Origin of the sequence: Prevotella melaninogenica, assembly GCF_013267595.1 — a bacterium.
GTDB lineage: Bacteria > Bacteroidota > Bacteroidia > Bacteroidales > Bacteroidaceae > Prevotella > Prevotella melaninogenica_D.
On sequence record NZ_CP054011.1, the window covers coordinates 1569557 to 1586605 of the forward strand.

Annotated in this window: 13 protein-coding genes; 4 read left to right on the top strand and 9 right to left on the bottom strand. The window is 41.7% G+C overall.

Annotated features, from left to right (window positions below; all coding sequences use genetic code 11):
- Nucleotides 1-48: 48 nt before the first annotated feature.
- On the bottom strand, nt 49-1947 hold the full coding sequence (locus tag FIU21_RS11815) for a 2-oxoacid:acceptor oxidoreductase subunit alpha (RefSeq protein WP_004359009.1): 1899 nt from the start codon (nt 1945-1947) through the stop codon (nt 49-51).
- A gap of 69 nt (nt 1948-2016) precedes the next feature.
- Complete coding sequence (locus FIU21_RS11820) at nt 2017-3021, bottom strand: glycoside hydrolase family 16 protein (RefSeq protein WP_036885753.1); 1005 nt, start codon at nt 3019-3021, stop codon at nt 2017-2019.
- A 986-nt stretch (nt 3022-4007) separates the two neighbouring features.
- Between FIU21_RS11820 and FIU21_RS11825 the strand changes: the two genes are divergently transcribed.
- The 3 genes from FIU21_RS11825 (at nt 4008) to FIU21_RS11835 (ending at nt 6239) form a co-directional block, all read left to right on the top strand.
- The gene (locus tag FIU21_RS11825) at nt 4008-4787 is read left to right on the top strand and encodes a polysaccharide deacetylase family protein (protein WP_004359007.1); all 780 of its coding nucleotides are present in this window, start codon (nt 4008-4010) and stop codon (nt 4785-4787) included.
- Between the two features lie 79 nt (nt 4788-4866).
- Nucleotides 4867-5811: a glycosyltransferase family 2 protein gene (locus tag FIU21_RS11830; protein ID WP_004359006.1), complete on the top strand. Its 945-nt coding sequence runs from the start codon at nt 4867-4869 to the stop codon at nt 5809-5811.
- Between the two features lie 11 nt (nt 5812-5822).
- Nucleotides 5823-6239: a GtrA family protein gene (locus FIU21_RS11835; RefSeq protein ID WP_004359005.1), complete on the top strand. Its 417-nt coding sequence runs from the start codon at nt 5823-5825 to the stop codon at nt 6237-6239.
- Between the two features lie 194 nt (nt 6240-6433).
- On the opposite strand, the gene FIU21_RS11840 is transcribed toward FIU21_RS11835, so the two are convergent.
- The 3 genes from FIU21_RS11840 to FIU21_RS11850 are packed head-to-tail and all read right to left on the bottom strand — an operon-like array spanning nt 6434 to nt 9508.
- On the bottom strand, nt 6434-7558 hold the full coding sequence (locus FIU21_RS11840) for a glycosyltransferase family 4 protein (protein ID WP_036885784.1): 1125 nt from the start codon (nt 7556-7558) through the stop codon (nt 6434-6436).
- On the bottom strand, nt 7551-8732 hold the full coding sequence (locus FIU21_RS11845) for a glycosyltransferase family 87 protein (RefSeq protein ID WP_004359003.1): 1182 nt from the start codon (nt 8730-8732) through the stop codon (nt 7551-7553). Before FIU21_RS11845 ends, FIU21_RS11840 begins: the two co-directional genes overlap by 8 nt.
- A gap of 5 nt (nt 8733-8737) precedes the next feature.
- On the bottom strand, nt 8738-9508 hold the full coding sequence (locus FIU21_RS11850; RefSeq protein WP_004359002.1) for a glycosyltransferase family 32 protein: 771 nt from the start codon (nt 9506-9508) through the stop codon (nt 8738-8740).
- Between the two features lie 88 nt (nt 9509-9596).
- Between FIU21_RS11850 and FIU21_RS11855 the strand changes: the two genes are divergently transcribed.
- Nucleotides 9597-10376 carry a glycosyltransferase family 2 protein gene (locus FIU21_RS11855; protein WP_004359001.1) on the top strand — a complete coding sequence of 260 codons (780 nt, stop codon included), beginning with the start codon at nt 9597-9599 and terminating at the stop codon, nt 10374-10376.
- 193 nt (nt 10377-10569) lie between these two features.
- Here FIU21_RS11855 and FIU21_RS11860 read toward each other — a convergent pair whose 3' ends face one another.
- The 4 genes from FIU21_RS11860 to FIU21_RS11875 form a co-directional block, all read right to left on the bottom strand.
- The gene (locus tag FIU21_RS11860; RefSeq protein ID WP_004359000.1) at nt 10570-11571 is read right to left on the bottom strand and encodes a glycosyltransferase family 2 protein; all 1002 of its coding nucleotides are present in this window, start codon (nt 11569-11571) and stop codon (nt 10570-10572) included.
- A 50-nt stretch (nt 11572-11621) separates the two neighbouring features.
- Nucleotides 11622-13595 (bottom strand): LTA synthase family protein, encoded by a 1974-nt coding sequence (locus tag FIU21_RS11865; protein WP_036885752.1) that lies wholly within the window; start codon nt 13593-13595, stop codon nt 11622-11624.
- 488 nt (nt 13596-14083) lie between these two features.
- Nucleotides 14084-15040: a lysophospholipid acyltransferase family protein gene (locus FIU21_RS11870; protein ID WP_004358998.1), complete on the bottom strand. Its 957-nt coding sequence runs from the start codon at nt 15038-15040 to the stop codon at nt 14084-14086.
- A complete protein-coding gene (locus FIU21_RS11875; protein ID WP_004358997.1) occupies nt 15037-17049 on the bottom strand; it encodes an LTA synthase family protein in 2013 nt (670 codons plus the stop codon). The genes FIU21_RS11870 and FIU21_RS11875 overlap by 4 nt, the downstream gene beginning before the upstream one ends.

Genomic DNA, 17049 nt, shown 5'->3' on the forward strand with positions numbered 1-17049 from the left:
GTCGCAAGCAACTTGTAAACTCGTCTACTTGTAAACTCGTCAACTATTCTACTCAAGTATCTTCGTATAGAAAGTACCGGTTTCCTCCTTTGGTAGTGGAGCCTTGAGAAGTTTCTCAAAAGTAGTAACCAACTCCGTGACAACGAATGGTTGTCCCTTAACTTGGTTATACTGATAAGGAGCGAAGTGGTTGATACGAATACGCAAGAGGGCTGCAAGCTGACCAAGATTTTGTTCTGCAACAACGACTTTCATGTAACGACTAAGCACTTCTGCAGTGTTCTTTGGCAATGGGTTCACATACTTGAACTGTGCCAAAGCAACCTTATTTCCCTTTCTACGCAATTCCTTCATTGCAGAATAGAGATGACCGTAAGTACTACCGAAGCCAACAATAAGCAAGTCGGCATCTTCCTCGTCGCCTTGAACAACCAAATCAGGTACAGGAATACGTGCCACCTTGTTCCAACGAAGGTGGTCCATCTTGTCATGGTTCTCTGGATCGGTTGAGATAGCACCTGTCTCACCATCTTTCTCCAAACCACCAAGGATGTGTGTATAGCCCTCCGTGCCAGGGATAGCCCAGTAACGTGCTAATGTCTTAGGGTCACGTTTGTATGGAGTGTACTTATACTTCTGGTCTTCTGTGACGTAATGTGGATGGATTTCAGGCAAATCTTCGATGTTTGGAAGCTTCCAAGCAGAAGAACCATTAGCAATGAATGCATCGGTAAGGAGCACTACTGGCGTCATATGTTCCAATGCTATCTTACAAGCATTATAGGCTGCATCGAAGCAGTCTGTAGGACTTGTCGCTGCAATGACAGGCATTGGACTCTCACCATTACGACCATAAAGCACCTGCAAGAGGTCGGTCTGCTCACTCTTCGTAGGCATACCCGTTGACGGACCACCACGCTGTACGTCGATAATCACCAATGGAAGTTCATCAATAAGTGCAAGGTTCATTGCCTCACTCTTCAAACAGATACCCGGACCAGAGGTTGAAGTAGCAGCCAAAGCACCAGCGAAAGCAGCACCAATAGCCGATGCACAACCAGCAATCTCGTCCTCACACTGTACCGTTGTCACACCCATTGACTTATGCTTTGACAACTCATGTAAGATATCTGTTGCAGGCGTGATAGGATAAGAACCTAAGAAAAGACGCAAGCCAGCACGCTCAGCCGCAGCCATCAGACCATAAGCAGTAGCCTTATTACCTGTAATATCCATATAACGGCCAGGCTGTTTCACTGTTGACTCAATACGATAGGTATTAGGAACAGAAGCATGTACGTTATGACCATAGTCATATCCTGCACGTACTACCTTTATATTCGCCTCTGCAATGGCTGGTTTCTTCTTAAACTTTGTCTCAAGATAGTTGTTTACCAACTCTAAGTCACGACTGAAAAGCCAGCAGACAAGACCCAAGGCAAACATATTACGGCACTTTAGCATAGACTTATTATCCATGCCAGTATCAGCCAAACAGTCCTTCACCATCTTTGTTATCGGACAAGCCACTACCCGATCAGGGTCGATACCCATCTCGCCTAAATAGTCATCACTGCGGAATTCAGCCTTCTGAAGGTCACGCTGTCCGAATGAATCAGTGTCGATAATGATTGTACTGTTAGGCTTACAATGCTTATACTGCATCTTCAACGCAGCGGCATTCATTGCTACAAGAACGTCACAGAGGTCACCAGGCGTATAAACCTTGCCCGCACCGATATGAACCTGGAATCCACTCACACCTGTCAAGGAGCCTTGCGGGGCACGGATGTCAGCCGGATAGTCTGGGAAAGTAGACACACCATTGCCGACTGTAGCCGAGACAGTGGTGAAAATATTACCCGCAAGCTGCATACCATCACCTGAGTCACCAGAAAAGTGCACTACAACACTGTCGAGTTCTTTCACTTCGATTTGTTCTTCCATAGATTATTTCTTGTTTATGTTAGTAAATCGTTTCTGTATTTCTTAGCTTTTCCACCATAGCGGTAAAGCTTATTTAACAAACTTCTTACCATTAAGAACATAGATTCCCTTTGGCAATTCGCTCTCATGAGTCCCTATCTTAGCACCCTGCAACGAATAAATATCATCGCTTTCAGTACTTTCCTGTATCTTTGTCATTGGGACACTGATACTCATAGGGATATGCTTCTCCTTTTGATAGACACGTATCCAATCGACGCGCATCTCGTAGGTATGGTTGACATCTGCCTTTTTTGCCCATGAACCATTGCCCACTGACTGATTGAGAATCAGGTAGAAATTAGACTTATCAAACGGCCATTGCTCCTGACTATCATTCTGTTTCTTATATTGGAACACGCGCTTACCATCAGCAAAGAAGGTCAGCACGTCCTCTTCCCACTCTACGGCATAGGTATGATAACGATTCATCGACATCCAAAGATTGCCAGAATGTGGCTCATTTCCATGACTTTGTGTCCACGCAGAGTGCACGGTTGCATAACAACGCTGCTCATTATCAATCTGCTCAAAGATATCAATCTCACCGCCTTTCGGCCATCCAAACTTTGACTTTGGCATCATCCAGATAGCAGGGAAATTACCTATAAAAGGATTAACCATTGCCCGACACTCTACACGACCAAAGCGAAAGGTGAAACTCTGACTGGTTTCGATACCGCCTGAAAGCATTTCCACATCATCTTTTGACCTATCAGAATTAGGAATGGCACGCAAAACGAGATTACCATCCTTCATAAAAGCGACCTCAGGAGAGTTGCTCAAGAAGCGTGCCCATGTCACTTGGGGACGGCGCGTACAGTATCTCCACACCTTTGTATTAGGCAAGGTGCCATCCGGCTCATTAAACTCATCATGGAAGACAAGTGTATATTCTGAGCCCGGTGTTTCTGCATCCGCTGGCAATGGCTCAACACCATCAGCCAACTTGACTCCCTGTGCAAAGGATACTATGGAAAACAATGCCATTGTAAGCACTGCAAGCAATCTCTTGTTGTTCTTCTTTTGTGACATGATTTTATGAAGATTCTATCTGAAGCGGTACGATCTGAAAAGCATAGAATCATCCTATAGCACAGATGAAAACATAAGGAATTTGACATAACATAGGTCTACATTTCCCCACGTTGCTTTCTCGACTTTCCGTTTTTTAGATTATCTTTTGTTTACGTTAGTGTATTCTGAGGACAAAAGTGCGAAATATTATTGAGAAAACAAAATCTTTTGAGGAGAAAAAATATATTTTTATATCTTACAAGTAAAAAGCATCCAGAAATCAACCCTCCATTCACTTAAAAACAATAAAAAGCATATAAAATGCCAACTCATATTGTAGATTATCTTTATCAACCACCTTATCATTTCATCAACACCTAACATTAAACACCCAACACCCACCAATCAATACTTCAAAGATTCAAGATAATGTTTTGAAAAACCATTACATATTTTCAAATAAAACATCCGTATATAATGACAAATACACGTATAGAAAGCAGGTTTGTAACAAACACGGAATCAGTTAGTTATAAAGTAGTACAATAAAAGGTGCTTAATTGGATTCCAAGAGGGCGTTAATAGGACCTCAAAAGGGCACCTTTTGCAAGCCTATTAGGCGTCTTTAAGAAGCCAAAAGAGCATATATTGGTTTTAAACCGTACGAAAATAATTTACAAGAACCAATAAAATGGGAATAAATTGTTGATAGAAGACGGATAGACATAGTACTTATTTACAATCTATACATCAACAGAAGAACCTTATTAATCCTCTCCTGCCCTATTATTGATGGTTAATAAGCCCCAAATCAACACCTTATTATACAAGTAATATCAGAGTTTTATTGTAACTTTGCAATACTTTCCACAAATGAAAGCTTACAACAATAAAACAAGACATGGTCAAAGCCGTTGTTAAGGCTATCCTCAAAAGGGAAAAGGATTTGTAGAATAGCTTTCTTTTGATGAAGGAAATTGGACAAATAAAGAAACAGAAGAGAAATGATATTACTGAGCTTCGATACAGAAGAGTTTGATGTACCACGTGAACATGGGGTAGACTTCTCCCTTGAAGAGGGTATGAAGGTATCCATTGAGGGTACGAATCGCATCCTCGACATACTGAAGGCGAATAACGTCTGTGCTACCTTCTTCTGCACTGGCAACTTTGCAGAACTGGCACCAGAGGTCATGGAGCGTATTAAGAACGAAGGTCACGAGGTCGCTTGCCATGGTGTTGACCATTGGCAACCTAAGCCTGAGGACGTTTTCCGCTCTAAGGAAATCATCGAACGTATAACTGGTGTGAAGGTTGCGGGCTATCGTCAGCCACGTATGTTCCCTGTATCGGATGAGGATATAGAGAAGGCTGGCTACCTTTATAACTCTTCTTTGAATCCTGCTTTTATACCGGGTCGATATATGCACCTCACCACTCCACGTACATGGTTTATGCAAGGTAAGGTAATGCAGATACCTGCCAGCGTTAGTCCACACCTACGTATTCCGCTCTTTTGGTTGTCTATGCATAACTTCCCAGAGTGGTTCTATCTTCGTTTGGTACGGCAGGTATTGCGCCACGATGGCTATTTCGTGACCTATTTCCACCCATGGGAGTTCTATGATCTAAAGTCACATCCAGAGTTCAAGATGCCTTTTATCATCAAGAACCACAGTGGACACGAATTGGAACAGCGACTCGACCGCTTTATCAAAGCAATGAAAGCAGACAAGCAGGAGTTTATTACCTACGTAGACTTTGTCAACAGACAGAAGAAATAAGTTCGATTTCCGATCTGAACAGCAGACAGCAGGCTAAGAAACACTCCCTATAAACACCCCAACAAGCAGAATATAAGATATGATAAAACTTGCAACGGTCTCTCCTTGTTACAACGAGGAAGAGGTTTTAGAACAGTCGGCAGCACAGCTCATGGAGCTATTCGACGAACTCATCAGTCAAGGAAAGATTTCCGATGACTCGATGATTGTGTTTGTCAATGACGGAAGCCGTGACCGAACATGGGAGATTATCCAACAGCTCCACAGCCAGCATCCACGTATAAAGGGTATCAACCTCGCTCATAACGTGGGGCATCAAAATGCTATCATGGCTGGTATGATGACGGCAAAAGACTGGGCTGATGCTGTTATCACACTCGATGCCGACTTGCAAGACGACTATCAGAAATGTATTCCGCAGATGGTTGACGCCTTTGAGGAAGGCAATGAGATTGTCTATGGGGTGAAGGTTTCGCGCAAAGCCGACCCAATCTTGAAGCGTATGTCTGCACAGGCATTCTATCATCTACAAGAGAAGATGGGCGTGAACAGTATCTTTAACCATGCCGACTTCCGTCTGATGAGCCGTCAGTCCTTAGAGATACTCTCTGGATATAAGGAACGTAACCTCTATCTGCGTGGTCTCATCCCTTCTATCGGACTCAAGTCTACGACTGTTGACGACCGTATCAGCGAACGTAAAGCTGGTACTTCTAAATATACTTTGCGCAAGATGCTTAGCTTGGCATTGGATGGTATCACGTCATTCTCCGTGAAACCTATCTATTATGTTATCTATCTTGGTATCGCCTTCTTGTTCGTCACCTTGTGCATAGGTATCTACGTTATCCACGCTTTCGTCAATCATACAGAAGTAGCGGGCTGGGCTTCACTCATTCTTAGTATCTGGCTCGTGGGTGCTATGCTGATGATTTCTATCGGTGCGGTGGGAGTTTATATTGCCAAAATATATGAAGAGGTAAAACAGCGTCCACTTTATAACATCAGTCAAATACTCGATTAATCCCTTCTCACATGGTGATACGCATAAAAGAGCTTTGGCAACGCTGGAGAAAAGACTTCTGGCGACTCTTCCGTTTTGGTATAACAGGCACTATATGTTCGCTTATCCATTATGGAATCTATTGTCTCTTTCTACTCTTTACGAATACAACTATAGCTTATACAGCTGGTTACGGAGTAGGACTCCTTTGTAACTATGGACTTACAACCTACTTTACTTTTAAGGGAAAACCGTCAAAAAATAATGTTGCTGGCTTCGTTGGTAGCCACATACTCAACTATCTTTTAGAGATAGGATTGCTCCATATCTTCCTATGGTTAGGTGTCAGCAAATGGCTGTCGCCTATCCTTGTGATGGTGATAGTTGTTCCTATCAACTTCGTTTTATTACGACTTGTATTCGTGAAAGGGAAGAAGGAGCATGGGTGATGGGTGTTGAATGATGGGTGTTAATGGTTTGCAAGATTCGTATTAGGCATCCACACCATTGGTGTTAAGCATCCGCACGAGTGGTGCGGAGCGTTCGCACGAGTGGTGCTAAGCAGTAACACAGCAATAAAAAAGGGAAGAAAAAACTCATCCCCAAGCTCTTTATGATAAGAAAAGGGCTTGGGGATGATGCTTTATACCTTATTATACACTTCAAGAATCTGAGAAGCTACATCTTGATTTTCGAATCGTTTTACGTAGCGTTGACTCTTGCAGACTATCTCCTTACGATGCTCTATCGCTGAAAGGATAGCAGCGGCATTACCGTCGACATCGTCTGGACCTACATAAAGGCAATCAGGACCACCCGCTTCTTCCAAACAACTACCCGCAGCAGCTACGACTGGCAATCCGCTTTGTATGGCTTCGATAATTGGAATACCAAAACCTTCATAACGAGAAGGATAGATAAAAGCCTCAGCTTGATTATAAATAGCTGCGAGAAGGTCGTTGGGAACGCCCTGCAAGAAGTGTATGCGATTGCCAATTCCTAAACGTTTGATTTCTGCATCGAGCTTTTTCTGATACTTGGTCTGCCGTCCTACGATAACAAGATGTAAGTCGGAAGGTAGCTTTGCCATAGTACGAATACCCAAAAGAATGTTCTTTCGCACTTCTACCGTTCCTACATTCAAAATGTAACGTTGTGGAAGTTGATACTTACGACGAGCTTCCTCTATCAGTTCGGGGCTGACCGACTGACTGAACCGAGTGCTGCAACTCTGGTAGACAAGGTCTATCTTGTCCTCTGGAAAGTCACCATAATATAAGATGTCACGCTTCGTACATTCGCTAATTGCAATGATACGGCTTGCCTCGCGTAGTGTCTGATAGAACTTCCGCTTATAGAAGAAAACGTCAATAGCGGGATAGAACTCTGGATGACGTAGGAAGATAAGGTCGTGAACAGTGACAACTCCAGGGATTCCTGCTGCTGCCAAGCCTGAAGGCAGTTCACCCGAAAGACCGTGATAAAGTTCTACTCCATCTGCTTTTAGGTCCTTTACTACCCCTTTCACACGCCACCAGTCACGCTGCAGACGAAAACGAAGGTGGTCGGGATAGCAGAATTGTACGTTATCTCGTAGCTCAACTTGATTACGCAGGTCGTCACGTCCAGCATCAGGAGCATAGAGTCGTAAGTTTGTGTCAGGCATCAACGGGGCAAGGTCGTTGATGAGCGTACGCCCATAGCTACCTAATCCGGTACCATTTCTTACGATACGCTTAGCATCATAACCTATTATCTTCTTATTCATGAGCATCGGCCTTTTCTATTGGGGTGTAATCCTTTGTGCATAACTCATAACAAAGCCACAGCCAAAGAATACTGATTGGTAACGCACGGAGAGCATATTGCTTGATATATGCTTCTCGAATAAACTTTGGGAAGATGTCGCTACTACCCATACCAGAGAGCAGGAAGACAAATATCAGCAGTGCTATCGCCCACTTTCCACGCTTCCAAGGAACAGCGGTGTACCATATACAAACGCCTAACAAGGCTATCACATATCCGCTGGCTTCGCTACCTGTACTGAAAAGAATAACAAATAAAAGGACTGAAGCAAGTATTGTCTCACGGAAGGCAAGGTTCTTATACTGTGAGAAACGCAGGTAAGGAAGGGCAAAGAGCATCATTCCAGGCAGAATCAGCCATAGGTCTGAATAGTTCATACAACCTGTTGTACGACGAACAAGACCTAAAAGTGAGATATTCTGCTGTATAGAACCAAGGTTTTCTGCATTCTTTTCCACTAAACAAGTGAACCATTCGTGGTATTGTCCTATGACATACGAAGGTGAACTGATAAGCATTGGCGCACAAAAGAGTACGACTGACCATATTGCAAGCCACATCAAGAAACGCAACTTATGTCGAGAGAATAAGAAGAAAGCTAATCCTACGATGCCATATAGCTTGACCAACGTACCTAAAACGATGAAGAAAGCCGCCCAACCGTCCTTCTCTTTCTCAATAAAGAAGAAAGAAGAGAGAATCATTGCTGCCACAGCAATATTGAACTGCTGCATAAAGAGGGCCGTAGGGAGCGTTATTCCGCAGAACCAAAGTATGAATATCTTTTGTTGTTCACGTAGTCCTGAACGGATAATAGCTAAATATAGCCACGCTGTTAGGAACAATAACCACAGCAACATACCCGCCCAAAGAGGCAGAATAGCAAAAGGTGCGATGACAAGAGAGAACACCGGACCATAATGATTCACATCCCCATATTCCGCAGGATAGGCTGCATAGAGTGAAGTTTGGTTCACTGTGTGCCAATAAACACCACGGAAGATTAGGAAGTTATTAAAACTTCGTTTATACTTCAGCATTCCCGCGAGGGCAATGATAAACCATAAGCCCATCAAGAACCATCGGTTAGAAAACAGGGGATAGTTTATGAATTGTTTTATTTTATCCTTCATTACTTTTACTTCTTAGGAAACAGACAAGGGATATTCCTTTTCAACCATCTATTAAACTTCTCCACTGGGGTTCGTTTCCAGCTATGAGCACAATAATGTATGGCGTATGAAGCTGGTGTTGCCTCATACTTATTGCCTGCAAAGATTTCCGAACGGAATACCATCATATTATCTTCAAGCGGTTGGTCCTTATCCAAGTACTTGAAACCGTACTTTTCCATTACTCTTGCATAGACAAATGGAGAGATTACCCCCTTACAAACTAATCTTGGACCTTCTGGATAAATAAACTCACGCTTTTCATAGTCATCCAAGACATCTTTCACAAATTGACAGCCAGCCTCAGAACCCATCACTGCAGCCTGAATCTGTATTCCAGAGACGAAACCATCTTTAATACGATTGCCTTCGTCATCAATCATATCCATTGCACCCGTCATCTCTATCTGCTTTGGATGGTATTCCAAAGAGGTGAAGAAGTTATAGTTAAGGAATTCATCAAACGACTTCAAGACCTTCACATCAGAGTCAAGATAGATGCCACCCTCAGTGTAAAGCGCATACATACGGATATAATCAGCTGCAAAAGCCCACTTACGTTGCTCGAAAGCTTCACGTACATAAGTTGGAGCTTTTGACATATCAAAGTTCTCGGTGTTCCATAACTTTATCTCATAGTCGGGCAACACCTTCTTCCAAGTGTCCATACACTTCTGTATCTTGTCAGGATATGGGTCGTTACTGAGCCAGCAGTAATGAATAACTTTGGGTATCATAACTATAATGCTTATTTATTGATTACTTGTTTTTTTTCAATTGGTATAATGCAAATGTACAGAAAAAAATTGTATCTTTGCCCATAAGATGGAAAAAAAAGAGATATCAGTTGTTATCAATACCTACAATGCAGAGAAATTCCTGCAACGTGTACTTGATTCTGTTAAGGGCTTTGATGAGATAGTTATTTGCGATATGGAGAGTACTGACCATACCGTGGAGATTGCTCAACGTGCCGGATGTAAGGTTGTCACCTTCCCAAAAGGTAATCATACCTGCGTCGAACCAGCTCGAAACTTTGCCTTACAGAGTGCTAAAGGTCCGTGGCTACTCGTCGTTGATGCCGACGAATTGGTGACACCAGAACTGAGAATCTATCTATATCAACATATCAATAAACCTAATTGCGCGAAAGGTCTTTATATTCCAAGGCAGAACCGATTTATGAACACTCCTAAAAAAGGTTTTTCAAAGGATTATCAGTTACGCTTCTTTATTCGTGAAGGAACCTTTTGGCCTCCACTTATACATACCATTCCACAAGTACAGGGAAAAGTAGAGTACATTGACAACCATCTTTACAATGTAAAACTGCTCCACCTTGCAGAAAACTATTTGGCTGATATGTTAGAGAAATGCAATCGATACACCACTAACGAAGTCCTTAAGAAGAAAGGGAAGAACTATGGAGTTGGTGCATTACTTTTCCGTCCTTTCTGGCGTTTCTTCAAGTCCTACTTTATGAATGGAGAGATAAGAAATGGTGTCACTGGCTTCATTGATAGTGTGATGACAGGCTTTTATCAGTTTATGATTGTTGCGAAAATAATAGAATCAAAGATAAAGAAACAGACAGAAGATGAATAGAAATAAACAAAAAACTTATACAAATAGAGGGTGTAAGCATAAAAAGCATACACCCTTTATTTGTAACTAAACCTTATTTCTCCTGTACTAAAGAAAAAAAATAATTATAACTCTTATTTCATACAGTTGTAAAGTTCATAGAAGAAAATTAAGGCAACAAGTGATATCTGAATAATATTGACAGACAAATCGATTATGAGAATAACTCGACTTTCTTTCTACTACGATTAAAGGAGAATACAGCTGTCCCTCCTACTATGTGCTTGAACAGTTTTAAGCTCTTACAAAGCAATGTATAACGCACATAGTACTTAAAACCTAACATTTTATATGGAGAAGGAAGTTCTATGGTTCGAATTTCGTCTGATACCTTCTTCAATAATTTTTGTTTAAAGTCATTATCATAGGGAGAGCGCACAATATCTTTTAGTCCCTTCACTAACGAGTAAATATAAGCAGCATTAAATTGAGAGATATTATCTTGCAGAAAAGAGGATTCTTTAACCAACTTATAACGAGTTATAGTAGCTTCTATATAGTCTGTTATGTTCTGTTTCATATTACTATGAAGACAACTATAGGCATATTGCCTATAATGATAGAGTGGTGTATGTAACAGAACAACTCTATTTGCCTGGAACATCCAGGCAAACAAAGTAGCATAATCTTCAAATGCGCGATAAGGAGCAAACCGTTCTTGAGCAATATCTCTTCGAATAAGCATTGACCACAGATAACTTGTTATCTTGTCCTGAAAAGTCAAAAATAAAGCATCTTTTCTATTTAAGACAATTACATCATCATCATCCTTACTTCGCATAATGGTCTTTTGAGGATATTCTTCATAGTAATCGGACACAACAATATCTGCCTCCTGTTCCTTTGCTGTCTTGTATAATCGTTCTAACCAGCATGGCTCCACCCAGTCATCACTATCAGCAAATGCTAAATACTCACCAGTAGCCATATCCATAGCTTGGTTACGAGCAGAAGCAACACCCCCATTGGCTTTATGAAAGACACGTATTCTATTATCTTTATGAGCATAACGATCGCAGATTTCTGCTGAACCATCCGTGCTACCATCGTCTATCAACAACAATTCCCAGTCACAGTATGTCTGATTAAGAATAGAGTTTATAAGTTTTTCTAAGTATCTCTCACTTTGAAAAACAGGTGTTATTATACTTATCATCGTTTTTTATTATTTTAAGATGAATGAAAATAATCAAATTAAAGAATATATCAACGAAACAGTTTTGCAAAGTAAACCAGTCTAAGAAAGTTGCGGGCTGCCGTAAGTCGCTCAGCCTTCTTTTGATAGGTTGGTATAGCTTCTATCTGGTCAACGTTTGCACTATAATAAGTACTGTCCGAAACAGACGTATCTAAGAGGTTCTTACCCATCTTGAAATACTTAGTATTGCGGAAAGCAAAAGGAGCTAACGTTGCTAAGATATCATCATGACTTCCCCATCGATTAGTTAGCTTGTTATAAGCCTCCTTGCGTAGGTAAGGTGGGAGGTAGACATAGAGCGGAACGGAATGTTCATACCGCTTATCAATTACATCATGATTAAGAATAACTCGCACGTTATGGTCACCTGTGATAACAAGTATCGTATTCTTTGCTGCTGCAGAGGCTTTGAAGCGATTGAGGAAGTCGTTCAGTGCTTTGTTATAATAGCGGAATCCAGTGAGATACTTATCCAAGACCTTACGATTATGCTCTGCAAAACACTTCTTACCGTAGAAAGAATCGGGCAAAGGAGGAAGTTTCAAGTCCTTTGGGAACTCAAAAGGTGGATGATTTGTCGTCGTCATCACTGCAATCATCTGCCGTTTCTTTGATGGCTTATTTAACTTATCTAACAACGCTTGGAAGAGGTATTCATCATAAACACCAATACTATTATAAGTCGCATGAGGATAGTCCTTCAAAATGAAGAACTTATCATAGACTGCATCAAACTGCTGGTGAGGCAATGCTTCAGCACAGTTCTCCCACGCAGCATCCATTCCTGACATGAATGTTGTTGTGTAATTGCTGGCTTTGAAAGGTAAGGCAATTGATGTAGGAAGTGTCTTGAATCGATAAGCCGAGGCAAAGAAGCGTGGGAAAGGGGTAGAAACATAGAGGTTTTCAAGCGAAGCTACTGTACCATTCTGCACTGATTGGAAGTTACGGAAGAGTAGGTCTTCCTTGAAATGACGCTCTAAACCGAAATACATCTCCGCATTCTTTTGTTGGAGATTGAACAGATAATTGCTCCAACTCTCACTATAAATGATTACAATATTCGGTTGAGGCTGTTTCAAGCTGTCACCTACTTCCTCAAAGAGAGCATGCTGCAGTGCTCTTAGTGTGTCGTTATTCGCCATCTTCACCTTTCCGTCTGTATATAAATCCAAGGCTTCCTGCAAACTCTTGAACTTATATTCATGCAGTAAGTCGTCTGTCTTTGCTATCTTGAAAGCGTTGTTCTTCTCTTTATAAGCCTTTTTCAACATATAAATAGCATTTGGAACAAGGTCGTTCAGCAGTTTCTGGTTTGACACAAACGTGTCTTCTATCTGTAAAGGGAAGCGCCAGACTGACCCACGCAGACCGATGACTAAAAAGGTTAAATATAATAGGATGGTAGCTGATAGTTTAGTAATCTCGAAACGTGAAAGTCGCTGTCTGCTTGTCGAATGGAGAGGGTGACGAGAGGAAGACTTGCTCAACTCAATTCTACGGATAAGTAGAAGGACTGGTGAAAGAATAAGAAGAAAAGCTATAGCCTCATAGACACAGTGATATTCTTCCCATATAGTTTGAATCAAACCCATTGGTCCTTCGTTGAAGAAATCAAAGAAGGTGATATTGATATGGCTATTGAAATTGTCATAAAAGCCTATATCAATGCCGCTAATCGCCAGTAAAAGAGTGCTGATAATAGAGAAATAAAGCCTACGGAAACGACTTAACACGCATTCTGTCCATGATTTTCTAATGGCTGCAAAGATGAAAGTTAGAACCGTAGGAAGTAATAACACGTAGCATACTACTTGCAAATCAAAGCGAAAGACATTGAAGAGTAAGTGAGGAAAAACAGCCAAATTATTGCTGATAATACTCATCGGGACGAACGCAATAGCAAAGCAAATGCGTACGAAGAATAGGATAACAAGGATTACAGCGGAATGCTTTATTAGGTATGTTAAGTTCTTATACATTATTTCTTTTGGTTTATTTTGAATTTATGATAGGATAATTTCGGTAAGAATAGAGCGTCGATAGTCATTGTTTTCACTGTCATCTCTACGTCTAAAGTGCCTCATGAATAATCCCTCTCTATAGTTTAAAATCATTTTTCTTCACGATAAGAAATATTTATTTTCATGAAAAGAAATAATTATTTTCATGAAGAAAAATATTTTTTTTCATGAAAAAAATTCGCACTTGACACGCTGTTAGAATGGGCAGACACATAGAAAGGTTGAGAAAACATGGTCTTAACTGCTGTAAAAGAACTGTTTAGGGGGGTATTAAACATGATGTCTTTCAATACAACTTGTATCATGTGGCTGGTTTATCTTTTATGATTATGATGTGAGAAGAACAGCAGGATTGTATCCTTTCTGTTATGGTTTTCTAACGTTCTGAGCCCTCTCTCCGCTTTAGTCAATTGTGGAGAGATGTAGCTCTGTTATGTTCACGTGGTTTAGTAAATCATTTCCTTGCCCTCACGTAGACGTACCTTACCATCAATCTCCTCAAAATATTCATCAAAGCGAGCGCGTGTACGCTTCCAACGGTTGTGACTCCAGAGATAAATCTCTGGTTGATGACGAATTGACTGCTCAAGCTCTTTGAAGTAGAGGTCGGTGATTTCATAATCTGGTAGTCCTTTGGTCTCTTCACGAATGATGCGGAACTCACAGTTATAATGCCCACGACGCGTACGGGTCACATCACCATAGACGAAGACCTGGCTCATGTGTTTAACGATTCTTTCCCCTCCCGTGAGTACAGGGGTCTCCTGATTCATAAACTGAACCCAATGATGAATGCTCCACCAAAATGGTGCTTGGTCCGATATATAGCCCACAACAAGTGGTTTACCATTGCGCCCAAATTGTATAATTTTACGTAATGACTCTTGCATCGGAATACAAAGTGCACCCTGACGCTCGCGCACGAACTTGAAAAGACGGTCAAAGTATTCATTTTCCAATGGGTGATAAAGCTGACAGCATAAAGTGTTATTTACCCAGTAGGGGAGTGAAGTAATCCATTCCCAATTACCTAAATGTCCTAAGTAAACAGCAGCTGATTTGCCTTCAGAAAGCACTCTGTTCAGTTCTTCTGTACCTGTAAAGGTCATACGCTTCATCAGTTGCATCTTACTCATTGTCATCAACTTTAGTGTTTCAGCAATGTAATCACAGAACCAGCGATAGAAGCCTTGCTCAATTTGACGAAGTTCGTCATCTGTTTTCTCTGGGAAGCTGTTCTTGAGGTTCGTCCATATCACCTTGTGGCGATACTTCACTACTCGTGACATTAGCAGATAAAGGCCATCGGAGAGTAGATACAGCACTGGAAAAGGAAGTAGAGCTACCAGGTACCAGAAGCCGTAAGCGATGATGTAAAGGGTCTTATTGAGGGCTCTTTTCATTGATCTTCAGGGTTATTAATCGTTGGGTGCATCTTATCGTGTACCATACGATACATATACTGATAGATGATAGCTTTCAGTTCTCGTTCCATCTTTGTCTGCTCAGGCACGTGTCCGAGAAGATTGTGCTTCATCAGTGCATCGGTTACTCGATAGATAGCTTTTGTCTGTTTACCGTCCCATTGGAGTACATAACCATACTTAATGTATTGATAGATACCGTTCAGATAATTGACAGCCCAAGTCTCCTTCGCTGGTGTATGTAGTAGGTCTTTACCGAAAGCGAGGTATGGTGTTGCGTTATAGCCAATGTGAAAGAGTAGTGTTGGCATAATGTCAATCTGTTGTGCCACACCATCTACACGTCCTGGCTTTATCTCTCCAGATGGGTCATATATAATAATAGGTGAACAGAAGCCACCTATGTCGGTCTTATACTGCTCATGATCGCTCTGGTTGGTATGGTCGCTTGTTAGGACGAAGATAGTATTCTTAAACCAAGGTTGCTTGCTTGCAGACTCGAAGAACTTGCCTATCGCCATGTCGGTATAGCGGATGCACTTTTGAATAGGGAGGTGTTCCTCCTTATAGATGTTCTTATATTTCTCCGGAACAACAAATGGGTCGTGACTTGAAACAGTAAAGAGAGCCGTCATAAAAGGCTGTTTCATTTCGCCCATCTTCGCACAGTAATACTGCAAGAAAGGTTCGTCCCAGATGCCCCAGTTACCATCGAAGTCCTTATCCCCACCAAAGCGAGGGTCTTCGTCATAGTCTTGTCGACCATAGTAGTGCTGAAATCCAATCTTATTAGCAAATGCAAGGAACCCCATAGAACCACGATTGGCACCATGAAAGAAGGCTGTTTGATAGCCCCATTTACTAAGGAGTCCAGGCATACCAGTGTAGTTGTTCATTGAAGCGGGGGTGAGAATGAAGGGTTCTCCAAAGCGAGGAATACTGCAGAGTATTGATGGCATGCCATCAATACTCTTACGTCCGTTACAGTAAGAGAAGCGATAAACGAGGCTTTTATCAATGAGTTTGTCAACATTTGGTGTATACCCCTTGTATTTACCATCGAAGAAATCGCGGTTAAAGGCTCCTATATACTCACGTCCAAAACTCTCGACAATGAGAATAACAATGTTCTTCTTATTGGGAAGGCGTACGCCTGAAGCAGGATTAGGCTCCTTGTACTGCATCCAATAAACAGGGTCGTAGACCTCACGGGCAGCTGCCAAAGAGGGGAAGTAATCAGGAACGGAGAAGTCGGACTTGCCTATCGTGCGGATGAGTGCAAAGGGGGTGTTGAGCACCAAGGCGCAGTCAGTAGGACGTTCTACGTACTGGTTGGCGTTGCTGATGGTTATCGGACGCACACCCGACTGTAGTCCACCTCGACAACCAGCCACTGTAAGGACGGCAGCAACGGCAAAGCATATGAATAGTTGTGCTGCATAAACCAACCGTTGACGCAGACTCTGATAGCTGCGGTAGTCAGTACGTGGCATAACATACAGCTTATTGGCAAGCCACAGGATAAGAATAAAAATAAGGAAAAGGTACCAATGTGTAATAGCATTGTGGAACAAGATGCCAGCAATGTTGTTTTCATTATCGAACTCACGGAACACAGTGGTTGTTGTGCGGCGTAATGTGAAAGGAAAATACACAGAGTCGGCAAGGTTTATAGCAAGTGAAAGTGCATTGACAACCATGAATACCCACTTACAAAGCCTGTGATAGGCTTGGTTTTCCTTCCTCCATAGCGGTAAAAGCATCATCACGATGTAGAGAATATGCGTATAAAGGATGGCTGTTGTATCAAAGAGAAGACTTCCTCTTACCCACATCCAGAGCGAAGAAGCACTAAGACCATCAATGAAATAACTGTAATTGACAAAGAAGTATGTCAATCGTGCCACAAAGAAAATGGCATACGCCAATAGCAAGTTGAACACTAATGCTATTGGCGAACCAAATGTTGTTTTTAATAATCCCTTCAT

Bases quoted from the DNA above. Each gene is read 5' to 3' on its own strand.
- FIU21_RS11815 (WP_004359009.1), bottom strand. From the start codon at position 1,947: ATGGAAGAACAAATCGAAGTGAAAGAACTCGACAGTGTTGTAGTGCAC.
- FIU21_RS11820 (WP_036885753.1), bottom strand. From the start codon at position 3,021: ATGTCACAAAAGAAGAACAACAAGAGATTGCTTGCAGTGCTTACAATG.
- FIU21_RS11825 (WP_004359007.1), top strand. From the start codon at position 4,008: ATGATATTACTGAGCTTCGATACAGAAGAGTTTGATGTACCACGTGAA.
- FIU21_RS11830 (WP_004359006.1), top strand. From the start codon at position 4,867: ATGATAAAACTTGCAACGGTCTCTCCTTGTTACAACGAGGAAGAGGTT.
- FIU21_RS11835 (WP_004359005.1), top strand. From the start codon at position 5,823: ATGGTGATACGCATAAAAGAGCTTTGGCAACGCTGGAGAAAAGACTTC.
- FIU21_RS11840 (WP_036885784.1), bottom strand. From the start codon at position 7,558: ATGAATAAGAAGATAATAGGTTATGATGCTAAGCGTATCGTAAGAAAT.
- FIU21_RS11845 (WP_004359003.1), bottom strand. From the start codon at position 8,732: ATGAAGGATAAAATAAAACAATTCATAAACTATCCCCTGTTTTCTAAC.
- FIU21_RS11850 (WP_004359002.1), bottom strand. From the start codon at position 9,508: ATGATACCCAAAGTTATTCATTACTGCTGGCTCAGTAACGACCCATAT.
- FIU21_RS11855 (WP_004359001.1), top strand. From the start codon at position 9,597: ATGGAAAAAAAAGAGATATCAGTTGTTATCAATACCTACAATGCAGAG.
- FIU21_RS11860 (WP_004359000.1), bottom strand. From the start codon at position 11,571: ATGATAAGTATAATAACACCTGTTTTTCAAAGTGAGAGATACTTAGAA.
- FIU21_RS11865 (WP_036885752.1), bottom strand. From the start codon at position 13,595: ATGTATAAGAACTTAACATACCTAATAAAGCATTCCGCTGTAATCCTT.
- FIU21_RS11870 (WP_004358998.1), bottom strand. From the start codon at position 15,040: ATGAAAAGAGCCCTCAATAAGACCCTTTACATCATCGCTTACGGCTTC.
- FIU21_RS11875 (WP_004358997.1), bottom strand. From the start codon at position 17,049: ATGAAGGGATTATTAAAAACAACATTTGGTTCGCCAATAGCATTAGTG.